The following is a 14,165-nucleotide window of genomic DNA, read 5'->3' as shown; positions in this document are numbered from 1 at the left end:
TTGATGCCGAGTGTGCGGTTGACTAAAACGAACTATTGGGGACGGCTGCTGGCATTGATGCTCTGCGCAGCCGCGTTGTTGACGGCGGCATCGGTCAGTTTCGCGCAGGGAGACGATCCCGCCGCGACCCGCAAATCGGCCGCCGCAATGCTCAACCGCATTCACGAAGCGGCGCAACAGCAGAATTACGAAGGCACCTTCGTCTATCAGCGTGGCGCGACGGTTCAATCGTCGCGCATCACGCATGTGGCCACGCGCGGCGACGGCGAATACGAATCGCTCGAAAGTCTCGACGGCGCGCCGCGCAAGATGCTGCGTCACGACGACGACATGTTCACGTTCGTGCCCGAACGGCACTTGCTCACGGTCGAACATCGGCAGAACCGGGATTCGTTCCCCGCACTGCTGTCGACCAGCGGCGATCAGGTGCTGTCCTTCTACGAGCCGAAACTGCTCGGCAACGACCGCGTCGCGGGCATCGACAGCCAGGTGTTGGAACTCGATCCGAAAGATTCCTGGCGTTTCGCCTACAAACTGTGGGCGGACACCAAGACCGGCTTGCTGCTGCGCGCGCAGACGCTCGACCCGGACGGCCAGGTGCTCGAACAGCTTTCGTTCTCGCAGGTACGCATTGGCGGGCCGATCGACAAGACGCCGATCGCAAACGGCATTCGCAGCACGTCGGGCTGGACCATCGTGCGGCTGCCGGTGCAGCCGGTCGACATGGAAGCGCAGGGCTGGCAACTCGCGCCGGGCATCGCGGGTTTTCGCAAGATTCGCGAACTGCGCCGTCCGATGGCGTCGAGCCAGCAAGGCCAGCCGCCGATTCCGGTCGATCAGGCCGTGTTCTCCGATGGCCTCGCCACGATCTCGGTTTTCGTCGAGCCGGTGGAAAAAAGTACGCGCAAGGAAGGCGCGGGCAACAGCGGCGCCACGCACGTACTGGTGAAGCGCCGCGGGGATTTCTGGATCACCTTGCTGGGGGAAGTGCCGCAAGCCACGTTGCAGCAATTTGCTTCTACCATAGAATACAAGCCTTCCAAGTAATTCAGATCCCGGCCTCCAACCTATGAGCAACTTCTCGCTGCGCAAGTTCATCGCGGCCGCGGCGCTCGCCGTGTGCCTGCCGTTCGTATCGCAATCTGCGTCGGCGGCGGCGCCCACGGTGAACCTGCCAGACTTCACGACGCTCGTCGACAGGGTCGGGCCTTCGGTCGTGAACATTCGCACGACTTCGCGCGTCGGTACCAGCAGCGATCTGCGCGGCCTGCCGCCCGGTCTCGACGACGGCGACATGTCCGAATTCTTCCGCCGCTTCTTCGGCATTCCGATGCCGGGCCAGCCCCCGCGCGGCGGCGGAGGCGGTGGCGGCGGCAATAACGGCGGCGGCAGCGGCGGCGATCAGGGCAAGGGCGGCAGCCGGAGCGCGCCCGACGACAACCAGGACAACTCGGAACAAAGCAGCGGCGTCGGCTCGGGCTTCATCCTGTCGACCGATGGCTACGTGATGACCAACGCGCACGTGGTGGACGACGCGGACACCATCTACGTCACGCTCACCGACAAACGCGAATTCAAGGCGCGTCTCGTCGGTGTCGACGAGCGCACGGACGTGGCCGTCGTGAAGATCAGCGCGACGAACCTGCCGGCCATCACCATCGGCGATTCGAACAAGGTGCGCGTCGGCGAATGGGTGCTCGCGATCGGCTCGCCGTTCGGCCTGGACAACACGGTGACCGCGGGCATCGTCAGCGCGAAGGGGCGCGACACTGGCGATTACCTGCCGTTCATCCAGACCGATGTCGCGGTGAATCCGGGCAACTCGGGCGGTCCGCTCATCAACATGGCGGGCGAAGTCATCGGCATCAACTCGCAGATCTACAGCCGCACGGGCGGCTTCATGGGCATTTCGTTCGCGATTCCGATCGATGAAGCGATGCGCGTGGCCGATCAGCTCAAGACCTCGGGCAAGGTCGTGCGCGGCCGCATCGCGGTGGCGATCGGCGAAGTCACGAAGGATGTCGCGGATTCGCTCGGGCTGCCGAAGGCGCAAGGCGCGCTCGTATCCAGCGTCGAAGCGGGTGGTCCGGCGGACAAGGCGGGCGTGCAGCCGGGCGACATCATCCTCAAGTTCAACGGCCAGAACGTCGAGACCGCGACCGATCTGCCGCGCATGGTCGGCGAGACGAAGCCGGGCACGAAGACCACGCTCACGATCTGGCGCAAGGGCCAGACGCGCGATCTGCCTGTCACCGTCGCCGAGATGCAGCCGGACAAGGTCGCGAAGACCGAGCAGAAGAAGTCGCCGCAGCCGAAGGAGCGCGCGAGCAATTCGCTCGGGCTCGCGGTGAGCGACATTCCCGCCGACCAGAGAAAGGCGCTGAAGCTGAGCACCGGCGTGCAGGTTGACGCGGTCGAAGGGCCGGCTGCGCGCGCGGGCTTCCAGAAGGGCGACATCATCCTGCGCATCGGCGACACGGATATCACGAGCGCGAAGCAGTTCGAGGCCGTCGCGCAGAATCTCGACGCGAGCAAGATGGTCGCGGTGCTCGTGCGTCGCGGCGACAACACGCAGTTCGTGCCGCTGCGCCCGCGCGTGCCGGCACAGAAGTAAGCGCATGAAGCGGGCTTCCGGCGCGCCTTTCGTCCTGTACGGGCGCGCCTGGTGTCATCTGTGCGAGGAGATGCGGACCGAACTGGAGCCGATCGCGGCGCGACACGGCCTGGGCGTCGAATGGATCGACATCGACGAAGATCCGCTGCTGGAGGCGCGTTACAACGAGCGCGTGCCGGTGCTGATGCTCGACGGCGTGGAGTTGTGCCAGTACCGGCTCGACGTCCGCGCCGTGAACGCTGCGCTCAACGCGCGCGAGCCGTGAGGCCGCTAAAGGCGAAATCCGACGGGCCACCCCCGATTTCGGCTAAAATGCTCAAGTTTTCCCAAAATTTTCAAGGCGTGCTCCCGCGTTGGTGAGGGCGCGCCTTTTTCGCTTTTTTCGGGCTTGCGGCACTGAATGGATCATATTCGTAACTTCTCGATCATCGCGCACATCGACCACGGCAAGTCGACGCTCGCCGACCGCATCATCCAGTTGTGCGGCGGCCTGTCCGACCGCGAGATGGAAGCGCAGGTGCTCGATTCGATGGACCTCGAGCGCGAGCGCGGCATCACGATCAAGGCGCAGACCGCGGCGCTGACCTACAAGGCGCGCGACGGCCAGGTCTACAACCTCAATCTGATCGATACCCCCGGGCACGTCGACTTCTCCTACGAAGTCAGCCGTTCGCTGTCCGCGTGCGAGGGCGCGCTGCTCGTCGTCGACGCCTCGCAGGGCGTCGAGGCGCAGACGGTCGCGAACTGCTACACGGCAATCGAACTCGGCGTCGAAGTCGTGCCGGTGCTCAACAAGATCGACCTGCCCGCAGCGAACCCCGAGAACGCGATCTCCGAGATCGAGGATGTCATCGGCATCGATGCGACCGACGCCGTGCATTGCAGCGCGAAGACCGGTCTGGGCGTCGAGGACGTGCTCGAATCGCTGATCGCGAAAGTGCCGCCGCCCAAGGGCAATACGGACGCGCCGCTGCAGGCGCTCATCATCGATTCGTGGTTCGACAACTACGTCGGCGTCGTGATGCTGGTGCGGATCGTCAACGGCACGCTCAAGCCGAAGGACAAGATCAAGATGATGGCGACCGGCGCGCAATATCCGGTCGAGCACGTCGGCGTATTCGCGCCGAAGTCGACGAACCTCGCGCAATTGTCGGCGGGGCAGGTGGGCTTCGTGATCGCGGGCATCAAGGAACTGACGGCCGCCAAAGTGGGCGATACCGTCACCCTCGCGACCCGTCCCGCCGAAACGCCGCTGCCGGGCTTCAAGGAAGTGAAGCCGCAGGTGTTCGCGGGCCTCTATCCGGTCGAAGCGAACCAGTACGACGCGCTGCGCGAATCGCTCGAAAAGTTGAAGCTCAACGACGCCTCGCTGCAATACGAGCCGGAAGTGTCGCAGGCGCTCGGCTTCGGTTTCCGTTGCGGCTTCCTCGGCCTCCTGCACATGGAAATCGTGCAGGAGCGGCTCGAGCGCGAGTTCGACATGGACCTCATCACCACCGCGCCGACGGTGATCTACGAAGTCGTGCAACGCGACGGCACGACCATCTCCGTCGAGAATCCGGCGAAGATGCCTGAGCCGCCGAAGATCGAGGAAGTGCGCGAGCCGATCGTCACCGTGAACCTGTACATGCCGCAGGAGTATGTCGGCTCGGTCATCACGCTGTGCACGGCCAAGCGCGGCTCGCAGATCAACATGCAGTATCACGGCCGTCAGGTGCAGCTCACCTACGAAATCCCGATGGCGGAAATCGTGCTCGACTTCTTCGACCGCCTGAAGTCGACGTCGCGCGGCTATGCGTCGATGGACTACGAGTTCAAGGAATATCGCGCGGCCGACGTGGTCAAGGTGGACATGCTCATCAACGGCGACAAGGTCGACGCGCTGTCGGTCATCGTGCACCGTTCGCAGAGCCAGCATCGCGGCCGCGAAGTCGCGGCGAAGATGCGCGAGCTGATTCCGCGTCAGATGTACGACGTGGCGATTCAGGCGACCATCGGCTCGAACATCATCGCGCGCGAGAACATCAAGGCGCTGCGCAAGAACGTGCTCGCGAAGTGCTACGGCGGCGATATCTCGCGCAAGAAGAAGCTGCTCGAAAAGCAGAAGGCCGGCAAGAAGCGCATGAAGCAGGTCGGTACGGTCGAAATCCCGCAAGAGGCTTTCCTGGCGATCCTGCGCGTCGACGAGTGACGCCTGGCGCCGCGAAGCAAACAACGATAACAACCGGAAGCGTTTGATGAATTTCGCACTGATTCTTTTGATTCTCGTCGTCTTGACGGGTATTGCCTGGGTCCTCGACAAGCTGGTGTTTCAACCTCAACGACGCCGCGCCGCCGAGGCAGCGGTGGCCGATTTCGACCGTCAGCAGGAACGCGTGGGCGAGCGTTTCGCCGATGAGAACGCCGCGCAGACGCGCGCCCGTCTGCGCGACGAGAAGCTGCGCCAGCCGTGGTGGCTCGAATACACGGCGAGCTTCTTTCCGGTGATCCTCGCGGTGTTCGTCGTGCGCTCGTTCATCATCGAGCCGTTCAAGATTCCGTCGGGCTCGATGGTCCCGACGCTGCTCGTCGGCGACTTCATCCTCGTGAACAAGTACGAGTACGGTCTGCGCCTGCCGATCACCAACTCCAAGCTGACCAACGGCAGCCCGCTCAAGCGCGGCGACGTCGTGGTGTTCCGCTATCCGAAGGACGAATCGGTCGACTACATCAAGCGCGTGATCGGCCTGCCGGGCGACACCGTCGCGTACGAAGACAAGAAGCTCACGATCAACGGCAAGCCTGTGCCCGAGACGCCGCTGCCGGACTATTTCGACGACGAGCGTATCGGTTACGCGAAGCAGTTCGAGGAAGATCTCGACGGCCGCAAGAACGCGATCCTGAACAATCCGCAGGTGCCGCCGTTCGTCGTCGGCGCGGACGACTTCCCGTTCCGCGACAACTGCAACTACAACGCGCAGGGCGTCACGTGCAAGGTGCCCCCGGGCAACTATTTCATGATGGGCGACAACCGCGACAACAGCGCGGACAGCCGCTACTGGGGTTTCGTGCCGGACAAGAACATCGTCGGCCGCGCGTTCTTCATCTGGATGAACTTCAGCAATCTGAAGCGCGTCGGCTCGTTCCAGTGATGAGCCGACACGCCGGCGCGTCGCTCGGCGACCGCCGGCGTTTCTGATCATTAAAACAAGCTTCGAAATGGCGTGAAGAAGCGCGGCTAACACCGTCTCGCCACGCGTTTTCCGGCGTCGGCCGGCGCAATCGCCCGTCCGCGCGCCCGCGTTATACTCTCTCCATGCCATCTTCTCCGTTGGAAAGCCGGCTGCGGTACGAATTTCGCAATGCGGAATTGCTGCGCCAGGCGATGACCCACCGCAGTCACAGCGCCACGCACAATGAACGGCTCGAATTTCTCGGCGATTCCGTTCTAAATTGCGTGGTAGCTGCGCTTTTGTTCCAACGATTCGGCAAACTCGATGAAGGCGACCTGTCGCGCGTCCGGGCGAATCTGGTCAAACAGCAGTCGCTCTACGAAATCGCGCAGGCCCTCAACGTGTCCGAAGGGCTCCGGCTCGGCGAAGGCGAATTGCGCAGCGGCGGTTTTCGCCGTCCGTCGATTCTCGCCGACACGCTCGAAGCCATCTTCGGCGCGATCTTCCTCGACGGCGGTTTCGACGCCGCGTCGGTCGTCATCAAGCGGCTCTATACGCCGGTGCTGGATCACATCGATCCGCGCACCATCGGCAAGGATGCCAAGACGCTGCTGCAGGAATATCTCCAGGGACACAAGATCGCGCTGCCGACCTACACGGTCGTCGCGACGCACGGCGCCGCGCACAACCAGCAGTTCGAGGTCGAGTGCACGGTGCCGAAGCTCGACGTGAAGGTGTCGGGTTCGGGCGCGAGCCGCCGCGCGGCCGAGCAGGCCGCCGCGAAGAAGGCGCTGGACGAGGTGGTCGCCGCCGTGCCGTCGCTCGGCGTGAAGCCCAAGCGCAAGGGCGCGCGCGCCGCCAAGCAGGCGGAACTCGAAGTGGTGCCCGGCGTGACGGGCATCCAGACGGCGCTGGATCTGCGTTCACCGGACCGGCGCGAGCGTCATCCGGCATCGCACGGCGCACAAGCCGGCGCGCACGAGCGCCCCGCGTCCGCCGCGCCGCTCGCGGTGATTCGCGCGACGCACGTCGAGCCGTCCGCGAGCGCCTACGCTGCCGCCGACAGACCGGAACGCGCCGTGATCCACAAGCCGGAGAGAGCGTCGAAGAGCGAACCGACGCAGGACAAGCCCGCGCCCGCCGATCCCGATCATCGCGACGACGCGCCCGCAGCCGATACCGACACGCGCGACAGCGCCGCCCCCGCGGACCGTGTCGTGCGCGCCGCCGACGCCGGCCACTGACGCCGGCCATTGATCCGTGCCGCGCATATCGCGCACTCGCGCCCCAACGACTTCCTGCCGCATACATTTATGATGAACGCTCCTGTTTCTCCCGGTTTCCGCTGCGGCATGGTCGCGATCGTCGGCAGGCCGAACGTCGGCAAGTCGACGCTGATGAACGCGCTCGTCGGCCAGAAGGTGAGCATCACGTCGCGCAAGGCGCAGACGACACGCCACCGCATCACCGGCATCAACACCTTCGACGACGCGCAGTACGTCTTCGTCGATACCCCCGGTTTCCAGACGCGCAATAGCGGCGCGCTCAATCGCTCGCTGAACCGCGCGGTGACATCGACGCTGACCTCCGTCGATGCGATCCTCTTCGTGATCGAGGCCGGCCGCTTCGGCCCCGACGACCAGAAAGTGCTCGACCTGATTCCGCCCGGCACGCCCACGCTCCTGATCGCCAACAAGCTCGATCGCGTCGCTGACAAAGAAACGCTCTTTCCCTTCATGCAGCAGATGTCGGCGTTGCGCGACTTCCGCGAGATCGTGCCGCTGTCGGCGAAGCATCCCGAGGACATCAAGCGGCTCATGTCGGTCGTGAAGCCTTATCTGCCGGAAGGCGAGCCGATCTACGGCGAGGACGACCTGACCGACCGCAGCGAGCGTTTCCTCGCGGCGGAGATCCTGCGCGAGAAAGTGTTCCGCTGGACCGGCGACGAGTTGCCGTACACGAGCACGGTGCTCATCGACAAGTTCGAGACCGAAGGGCGGCTGCGCCGCGTCTTCGCGACGATTCTCGTCGATCGCGACGGCCACAAGGCGATGATCATCGGCCAGAAGGGCGCGAAGCTGAAGCAGATCAGCACCGAGGCGCGCCTCGACATGGAGAAGCTTTTCGATGGCCCCGTGTATCTCGAAACCTTCGTCAAGGTGAAGAGCGGCTGGGCGGACAACGAAGCCGGCCTGCGCGCATACGGCTACGAGTGATGCATGGACGACGGCACGAACGACGCCCGGATGATTCCGCCGCCCGCCGATGATCGACCCGACGACGATTTCGACGCGGACGAGCGCCCGGCCGCGCGCGCGGTGCCGAAGCGCAAGCGGGCGTCGCCGTCGACGTCGCCCAGTGACGGTGGAGAGAAGCGGCCGCGCGCCGCGCCGCGCTCCGACTTTCGTATCGCCGAGCAGCCGGGCTTCGTGCTGCATAGCTATCCGTATCGCGAGACGAGTCTCATCATCGACGTGTTTTCGCGTGATTTCGGCCGGGTCGCGCTCGTCGCGAAAGGCGCGAAACGTCCGCATTCCGCGTTGCGCGGCGTGTTGCAGACGTTTCAGCCGCTCGGGCTGTCATGGTCCGGCAAGGGCGAAGTCCGCACGCTGACGACTGCCGAATGGGTCGGCGGCATGCTGCCGCTGGCCGGCGATGCGTTGCTCTGCGGCTTCTACGTGAACGAACTGCTCGTGAAGTTCTGCGCGCGCGAGGACGCGCATCCGGCGCTCTTCAATCACTACGTGCTGACACTCTCGCGTCTTGCGCACGACGAGCCGGCCGTGCACGTGCTGCGTTCGTTCGAGCGCGTGCTGTTGCGCGAAACCGGCTATGCGATGAACCTCACGCGCACCGTCACGCGCCAGCCGGTCGTGGCCGAAGGCCGCTATGTCTTCGATCCCGACCGCGGTGTGCGCGAAGCGTCCGACGATTTTCCCGTCCAGTGGCCGGTGATCTCGGGGCAGACGCTCATCGACATGGAACGCGACGACACCAGCAGCCCGCAGACGGCCGCGCAGAGCAAGACGCTGATGCGCTTCCTGCTCAACCACTACCTGGGCGGCGCGCCGCTCGCCACCCGTCAGATACTGATCGACCTGCAAAAACTATGAGCTTCTTTCTCTCGTCGCCTACGAGCGTGATCGATCTGGGCGTGAACATCGATCACGTCGCCACCTTGCGCAATGCGCGCGGCACGTCCTATCCCGATCCGATCCGCGCGGCGCTCGCCGCCGAGGAAGCGGGCGCCGACGTCATCACGCTGCACTTGCGCGAGGATCGCCGCCATATCGTCGATGCCGATGTGCGCACGCTGCGGCCGCTGCTCAAGACGCGCATGAATCTCGAATGCGCGGTGACGCGCGAGATGCTCGACATCGCCTGCGAGATCAGGCCGCACGATGTCTGCCTCGTGCCGGAAAAGCGCCAGGAAGTGACGACCGAAGGCGGCCTCGATGTCGCGGGTCAGTTCGAGGAAGTGAAGGCCGCGTGCAGGCAACTCGCCGATGCGGGCGCGCGCGTTTCGCTTTTCATCGATCCGGACGAGACGCAGATTCGCGCCGCGCACGAAGCGGGCGCGCCCGTCATCGAGCTGCACACGGGCCGGTATGCCGAAGCGCACGATGAAGCCGAACAGCAGCGCGAGTTCGAGCGCGTCGCGGCGAGCGTCGATTTCGGCAACGCGCTCGGGCTGAAGGTCAACGCCGGGCACGGCCTGCACTACACGAACGTGCAGGCGATCGCCGCGCTGCCGGGCATCGTCGAGCTGAATATCGGGCACGCGATCGTCGCGCATTCGATCTTCGCAGGCTGGGACAACGCCGTGCGCGAGATGAAGGCGATCATGGTCGCGTCGCGTCTCGCGTCGATCCACGCACGCTGAGCGCACGTCATGGCGATCTACGGAATCGGCACGGACGTCGTGCAGGTGAGCCGCGTTGCGGCGGTGATGAAACGCACGAAAGGGCGGTTCGCCGAAAAGGTGCTCGGACCCGACGAATTGCGCATCTATCACGCGCGCAACGCGCGCTCGGAAGTGCGCGGGATCGCGTTTCTCGCGACGCGCTTTTCGGCCAAGGAAGCCTTCTCGAAGGCGATCGGCCTCGGCATGCGCTGGCCGATGACCTGGCGCGCGCTGCAAACCCTCAACGAGCCGAGCGGCAAGCCGATGATCGCCGCATCCGGCGAACTGGCCGACTGGCTCGCGCAACGCGGCATCACCGCGAAGGTCACGGTGAGCGACGAACGCGACTACGCGGTGTCGTTCGTGATCGCGGAAGTGCCCGATCGCACCTGAATTCAATCAATCAACGCACAAGAAAGCCAATTGAATCCGATGAAACGCACTCCCGGGCCCGTCATGTTCGACGTCGCCGGCACGAAGCTGACCGATGCGGATATCGAGCGCATCGTGCATCCGATGACCGGCGGCATTATTCTTTTCGCGCGGCATTTCGAGGACCGCGCCCAACTCGTCGCGCTGACCGATGCGATCCGCGCGGTGCGTGACGACATCCTGATCGCCGTCGATCACGAGGGCGGGCGGGTGCAGCGCTTTCGCACCGACGGCTTCACCGTGCTGCCCGCGCCGGGCAAGCTGGGCGAGCTGTGGGACCGCGACGTGCTCGCCGCGACCAAGGCCGCGACCGCGTTCGGCTACGTGCTCGCGGCGGAGTTGCGCGCGTGCGGCATCGACATGAGCTTCACGCCGGTGCTCGACCTGAACTACGGACAGTCGAAGGTGATCGGCGATCGCGCGCTGCACAGCGACCCGCGCGTCGTGACGATGCTCGCCAAGAGCCTGAATCACGGCCTCGCGCTCGCCGGCATGGCGAACTGCGGCAAGCACTTTCCGGGACACGGCTTTGCCGAAGCCGATTCGCACGTCGCGCTGCCGACCGACGATCGCCCGCTCGACGAAATTCTCGCCGCCGACGTGCGTCCGTACGACTGGCTCGGCATGTCGCTGGCGTCGGTGATTCCGGCGCACGTAATCTACACGCAGGTCGACGACAAGCCCGCTGGTTTCTCGCGCATCTGGCTGCAGGACGTCTTGCGCGGCAAGCTCGGCTTCCATGGCGCGATCTTCAGCGACGATCTGTCGATGGAAGCGGCGCGTGCGGGCGGCACGCTGACGGAGGCTGCGACGGCGGCGCTCAAGGCGGGTTGCGATGTGGTGCTGATCTGCAATCAGCCGGACGAGGCGGGTAAGGTGCTCGAGCAGTTGCGTTACACGCCGTCGAAGGCTTCCATGCAGCGTGTTCGGCAGATGCAACCGCGTGGGAAGGCGTTGCGGTGGAGCAAGTTGCAGGGGCATGCCGACTATCAGGCGGCGCGGGCGCTCGTCAAGGAGATGCTCGGCTGAGCGTGCTGAACGAAAAAGCCACGGAGACCGTGGCTTTTTTTCTAACTGGAGCCGCCCATCACGACGATTCCAGCTTCATCCTCTGCAACTTGTTATAGAGCGTCTTCGGACTGATGCCGAGCAGCGTCGCCGCACGATGCCGCGTGCCTCCGACCGCTTCGAGCGTCGCACGAATCAGCATATCCTCGACATCCGCGAGCGCGGTTCCCACCGTCACCTGCACGCTGCTGCCGTTCAGCCCGCGTCCGCCGAGGCCGCCCGGTTCATCCACGCGCAGCGTCTCGATCGTCTCGCCCGACGCGTGATAAGCGCGTCTCACCCGCTCGCGCATCTCGCGCACATTGCCCGGCCATTCGTTGACGATGCACTCGCGGATGAACGCCGGACTGATGCGCTTCGGTGACCCGCTCGTGATCCCGGCGATATGATTCTCGCGATTCAGTTCGTCGACGAGCGTTTCCGCGATCAACGCGATATCGTCGTCGCGTTCGCGCAGCGGCGGCAGCATGATCGACGAAGCCGACAGACGCTGGAACAGGTCCTCGCGCATCGCGCCGCTCGCGACCGCCTCGCGCATCGGCATGCGGGACGCGGCGATGAGCCGGAAGTCCGTCATGATGCGGTTGCTGCCGCCGACACGCATGAAGGTTTGCGAATCGAGCGCGCGCAACAGCGCTTCCTGTTGCGCAGACGGCAGCGAATCGATCTGATCGAGGAACAGCGTGCCGCCGCCGGCCTGTTCGAGCAGGCCCGGCTCGCGATTCTCCGCGCCCGCGAACGCGTTGCGCTCGTGGCCGAACAGCACGCTTTCCATCGAGCGCTGCGAGCCGTCGGCGGCAGTGCGCTGCGCGGAGCAGTCGAACGTGATGAACGGGCCCTTGCGACGCCGGCTCAATTGATGAATCGTGCGCGCGGCGATCTTCTTGCCCGTGCCCGGCTCGCCGCAGATCATCACGGCGGCTTCGGTCGGCGCAGTGTGCTCGATCAGATCGTAGACGTGCTGCATGGCCGCGCTGCGTCCGATCATGTCGCCGAAATGGCCAAGTTCGCGCAGCGTCGAGCGCAGCGCCTGGACTTCCTCCGTGAGCTCGTACGGTCGCGGAATGCGCGCGAGCAGGCTGCGCAGACGCGGAATGTTCACCGGCTTCAGCAGATAGTCCCAGATGCCGTGCCGCAAGCCTTCGATCGCGCTTTCGACCGTCGCGTTACCGGTCATCACGATGACGGGTAATGCGCCATCGGGCGGTTGCGAAGGCAGGCTCGGCAGCAGGTCGAGCCCGCTGCCGTCCGGCAGGTTCAGGTCGATCAGCACGACATCGGGGATGAAGCGCGTCAGTGCGGAGCGCGCCTCGGCGAGCGTCGTCGCGGTATCGACGGAAAAGCCGTCTGCCGTGAGGATCGCGGACAGGCCGGAGAGGCTATTGGGATCGTCTTCGACAATCAGTGCGTGTGGCATGGCGGACCAACGTATCAAAGTGGACTGTAATGCGCCGTCCCCTCCTGGGGCTCGAGCGTGTCGTAAGCGGGAAACGTCGCCTCGTTCCGGCGTCTGGCGCGTGCCCCGCTGCGGTTTTTGTTCTGCGTCACTCGTTCGTTATCTTTCGCCGCGAGCGCTTCATTGCCGGATGTGCAGATCGTTGCTGACGGATTGCACGCCCGGAACGCCTCGCGTCACGGCAAGCGCTTTCTGAATCTGACCCTCCGAATTCACGTATCCCGACAGTTGCACGACACCTCGATACGTCGCTACGCTCATCGGCAAGGCCTTCAATTCCGGATCCGCGACGAGCGCGCTTTTCACGCGCGCAGCCAGCGTTGCGTCGTCGCTGGCGATTTCGCCGCCCGCGTTGGCGGCCGACGGAGCAGGCGTCGACTTGCAGCCTCCGGTGAAAGCCAGGGCCGCCGCCGCGAGCGCGGCGGCGATCAGAAGCCTGCTTCGGATGAAAGGCGCGCTGTGCATGTCGGTTCCGAAATATTGATCTGCCTGACCGAGCAGAAATCGTGCCACGCAGTTAATTTTTCCGATGTATGCGATCAGCGTCGGTCCCGCGCCGAGGCAGGCGACCGTCGGCATCCGCATTAAACGGGGAGGGAGCGGTAAAGTTTGCCTGAATTTGTCAAAAAATTCATGCAAAAGAAAAAGCGCCCGCGATGGGGCGCTTTTTCGATGTCAGCGTGAGCGGCGTGGTACGAGCCGCTGCGCTTACGGTGCAGTGTCGTAAGGCTTACGCGCGGCTGCGATATTCGTTGGTGCGGGTGTCGATTTCGATCTTGTCGCCGATATTGCAGAAGAGCGGCACTTGCAGTTCGAAACCGGTGTTCAGCTTGGCGGTCTTCAGCACCTTGCCCGACGACGTGTCGCCCTTCACCGCGGGTTCCGTGTAGACGATCTCGCGAACCAGCGTGGTCGGCAGTTCGACCGAAATGGCCTTCTCGTTGTAGAACACGACTTCGCAAGCCATGCCGTCTTCGAGGTAGTTGAGCGCATCGCCCATCATTTCGGCTTCGACTTCGAACTGGTTGTAGTCGGCGTCCATGAAGACGTACATCGGGTCTGCGAAGTACGAGTACGTGACTTCCTTGCGGTCGAGCATGACGACGTCGAACTTGTCGTCCGCCTTGTACACGGTTTCCATGCCGGCGGCCGTCAGCAGGTTCTTGAACTTCATCTTCACGACCGCGGAGTTGCGGCCCGACTTGTTGTACTCGGCGCGCTGCACGACCATGGCATCGCTGCCGATCATGACGACGTTGCCGACGCGGAGTTCTTGTGCGGTCTTCATAAAACTGGGTCCTGTACGAATGGATTTGGCTTGAATGCCTGGAATGAATCGATCGGACGGCGGCAGTGTCTCGGTTTTGCTGCCGCCGCCGCGCGAGAGTTCCTGCGCGAGGGACTCGCCCTCGGGCTGACTCAATCTGATTTGCGCGGCGCAATGTTGGCGATGCCGGAACTGCGACCTGCTTTCTCGGATAACCGCTTATTTTAACTGAGTTTTTGCTTATTTGGCCAGTCGGTCAGTGCTGGCGAAAC

Annotated in this window: 15 protein-coding genes; 12 read left to right on the top strand and 3 right to left on the bottom strand. The window is 64.2% G+C overall.

Going from position 1 to position 14,165, the window contains the following annotated elements; all coding sequences use genetic code 11:
- Positions 1-3: 3 nt before the first annotated feature.
- The 11 genes from NK8_RS09990 to nagZ all read left to right on the top strand — a co-directional run bounded on the left by NK8_RS09990 (position 4) and on the right by nagZ (position 11,131).
- Positions 4-1,047 (top strand): MucB/RseB C-terminal domain-containing protein, encoded by a 1,044-nt coding sequence (locus NK8_RS09990; protein ID WP_213226213.1) that lies wholly within the window; start codon positions 4-6, stop codon positions 1,045-1,047.
- A gap of 22 nt (positions 1,048-1,069) precedes the next feature.
- Complete coding sequence (locus NK8_RS09985; protein WP_162066046.1) at positions 1,070-2,614, top strand: DegQ family serine endoprotease; 1,545 nt, start codon at positions 1,070-1,072, stop codon at positions 2,612-2,614.
- A gap of 4 nt (positions 2,615-2,618) precedes the next feature.
- Positions 2,619-2,879, top strand: coding sequence for a glutaredoxin family protein (locus NK8_RS09980; protein WP_213226212.1), 261 nt, complete (start codon positions 2,619-2,621; stop codon positions 2,877-2,879).
- A gap of 135 nt (positions 2,880-3,014) precedes the next feature.
- Positions 3,015-4,805 carry a translation elongation factor 4 gene (gene lepA, locus NK8_RS09975; protein WP_162066044.1) on the top strand — a complete coding sequence of 597 codons (1,791 nt, stop codon included), beginning with the start codon at positions 3,015-3,017 and terminating at the stop codon, positions 4,803-4,805.
- A 46-nt stretch (positions 4,806-4,851) separates the two neighbouring features.
- Positions 4,852-5,745, top strand: a complete 894-nt coding sequence (gene lepB, locus NK8_RS09970) for a signal peptidase I (RefSeq protein ID WP_162066043.1) — start codon at positions 4,852-4,854, stop codon at positions 5,743-5,745.
- 164 nt (positions 5,746-5,909) lie between these two features.
- Positions 5,910-7,010, top strand: coding sequence for a ribonuclease III (rnc, locus tag NK8_RS09965; RefSeq protein ID WP_213226211.1), 1,101 nt, complete (start codon positions 5,910-5,912; stop codon positions 7,008-7,010).
- 72 nt (positions 7,011-7,082) lie between these two features.
- Complete coding sequence (era, locus tag NK8_RS09960) at positions 7,083-7,982, top strand: GTPase Era (RefSeq protein WP_213228592.1); 900 nt, start codon at positions 7,083-7,085, stop codon at positions 7,980-7,982.
- Between the two features lie 3 nt (positions 7,983-7,985).
- Positions 7,986-8,879 carry a DNA repair protein RecO gene (gene recO, locus NK8_RS09955; protein WP_213226210.1) on the top strand — a complete coding sequence of 298 codons (894 nt, stop codon included), beginning with the start codon at positions 7,986-7,988 and terminating at the stop codon, positions 8,877-8,879.
- Positions 8,876-9,649 carry a pyridoxine 5'-phosphate synthase gene (gene pdxJ / locus NK8_RS09950; protein ID WP_213226209.1) on the top strand — a complete coding sequence of 258 codons (774 nt, stop codon included), beginning with the start codon at positions 8,876-8,878 and terminating at the stop codon, positions 9,647-9,649. Before recO ends, pdxJ begins: the two co-directional genes overlap by 4 nt.
- Positions 9,650-9,658: 9 nt before the next feature.
- Positions 9,659-10,063, top strand: a complete 405-nt coding sequence (gene acpS, locus NK8_RS09945) for a holo-ACP synthase (RefSeq protein ID WP_162066039.1) — start codon at positions 9,659-9,661, stop codon at positions 10,061-10,063.
- Between the two features lie 39 nt (positions 10,064-10,102).
- The gene (nagZ, locus tag NK8_RS09940) at positions 10,103-11,131 is read left to right on the top strand and encodes a beta-N-acetylhexosaminidase (RefSeq protein WP_213226208.1); all 1,029 of its coding nucleotides are present in this window, start codon (positions 10,103-10,105) and stop codon (positions 11,129-11,131) included.
- Between the two features lie 58 nt (positions 11,132-11,189).
- Here the strand turns inward: nagZ and NK8_RS09935 are convergent, their stop codons facing one another.
- The 3 genes from NK8_RS09935 to efp form a co-directional block, all read right to left on the bottom strand.
- On the bottom strand, positions 11,190-12,587 hold the full coding sequence (locus NK8_RS09935; protein WP_061179080.1) for a sigma-54 dependent transcriptional regulator: 1,398 nt from the start codon (positions 12,585-12,587) through the stop codon (positions 11,190-11,192).
- A 159-nt stretch (positions 12,588-12,746) separates the two neighbouring features.
- Positions 12,747-13,091: a BON domain-containing protein gene (locus tag NK8_RS09930; protein WP_213226207.1), complete on the bottom strand. Its 345-nt coding sequence runs from the start codon at positions 13,089-13,091 to the stop codon at positions 12,747-12,749.
- 265 nt (positions 13,092-13,356) lie between these two features.
- Entirely contained in the window at positions 13,357-13,914 is a 558-nt protein-coding gene (efp, locus tag NK8_RS09925; RefSeq protein WP_061179078.1) for an elongation factor P, read from the bottom strand.
- Positions 13,915-13,944: 30 nt separating this feature from the next.
- Between efp and NK8_RS09920 the strand changes: the two genes are divergently transcribed.
- Positions 13,945-14,121: a hypothetical protein gene (locus NK8_RS09920; protein WP_162066037.1), complete on the top strand. Its 177-nt coding sequence runs from the start codon at positions 13,945-13,947 to the stop codon at positions 14,119-14,121.
- The last annotated feature ends 44 nt before the right edge of the window (positions 14,122-14,165 follow it).

The organism is Caballeronia sp. NK8 (assembly GCF_018408855.1).
Lineage (GTDB): Bacteria > Pseudomonadota > Gammaproteobacteria > Burkholderiales > Burkholderiaceae > Caballeronia.
The sequence above is the reverse complement of the archived record's forward strand: the minus strand, read 5'-3'. Positions and strand labels throughout refer to the sequence as shown.

What these genes read in the sequence shown, in the direction of transcription:
- NK8_RS09990 (WP_213226213.1), top strand. Translation starts at nt 4, where the DNA reads ATGCCGAGTGTGCGGTTGACTAAAACGAACTATTGGGGACGGCTGCTG.
- NK8_RS09985 (WP_162066046.1), top strand. Translation starts at nt 1,070, where the DNA reads ATGAGCAACTTCTCGCTGCGCAAGTTCATCGCGGCCGCGGCGCTCGCC.
- NK8_RS09980 (WP_213226212.1), top strand. Translation starts at nt 2,619, where the DNA reads ATGAAGCGGGCTTCCGGCGCGCCTTTCGTCCTGTACGGGCGCGCCTGG.
- lepA (WP_162066044.1), top strand. Translation starts at nt 3,015, where the DNA reads ATGGATCATATTCGTAACTTCTCGATCATCGCGCACATCGACCACGGC.
- lepB (WP_162066043.1), top strand. Translation starts at nt 4,852, where the DNA reads ATGAATTTCGCACTGATTCTTTTGATTCTCGTCGTCTTGACGGGTATT.
- rnc (WP_213226211.1), top strand. Translation starts at nt 5,910, where the DNA reads ATGCCATCTTCTCCGTTGGAAAGCCGGCTGCGGTACGAATTTCGCAAT.
- era (WP_213228592.1), top strand. Translation starts at nt 7,083, where the DNA reads ATGAACGCTCCTGTTTCTCCCGGTTTCCGCTGCGGCATGGTCGCGATC.
- recO (WP_213226210.1), top strand. Translation starts at nt 7,986, where the DNA reads ATGGACGACGGCACGAACGACGCCCGGATGATTCCGCCGCCCGCCGAT.
- pdxJ (WP_213226209.1), top strand. Translation starts at nt 8,876, where the DNA reads ATGAGCTTCTTTCTCTCGTCGCCTACGAGCGTGATCGATCTGGGCGTG.
- acpS (WP_162066039.1), top strand. Translation starts at nt 9,659, where the DNA reads ATGGCGATCTACGGAATCGGCACGGACGTCGTGCAGGTGAGCCGCGTT.
- nagZ (WP_213226208.1), top strand. Translation starts at nt 10,103, where the DNA reads ATGAAACGCACTCCCGGGCCCGTCATGTTCGACGTCGCCGGCACGAAG.
- NK8_RS09935 (WP_061179080.1), bottom strand. Translation starts at nt 12,587, where the DNA reads ATGCCACACGCACTGATTGTCGAAGACGATCCCAATAGCCTCTCCGGC.
- NK8_RS09930 (WP_213226207.1), bottom strand. Translation starts at nt 13,091, where the DNA reads ATGCACAGCGCGCCTTTCATCCGAAGCAGGCTTCTGATCGCCGCCGCG.
- efp (WP_061179078.1), bottom strand. Translation starts at nt 13,914, where the DNA reads ATGAAGACCGCACAAGAACTCCGCGTCGGCAACGTCGTCATGATCGGC.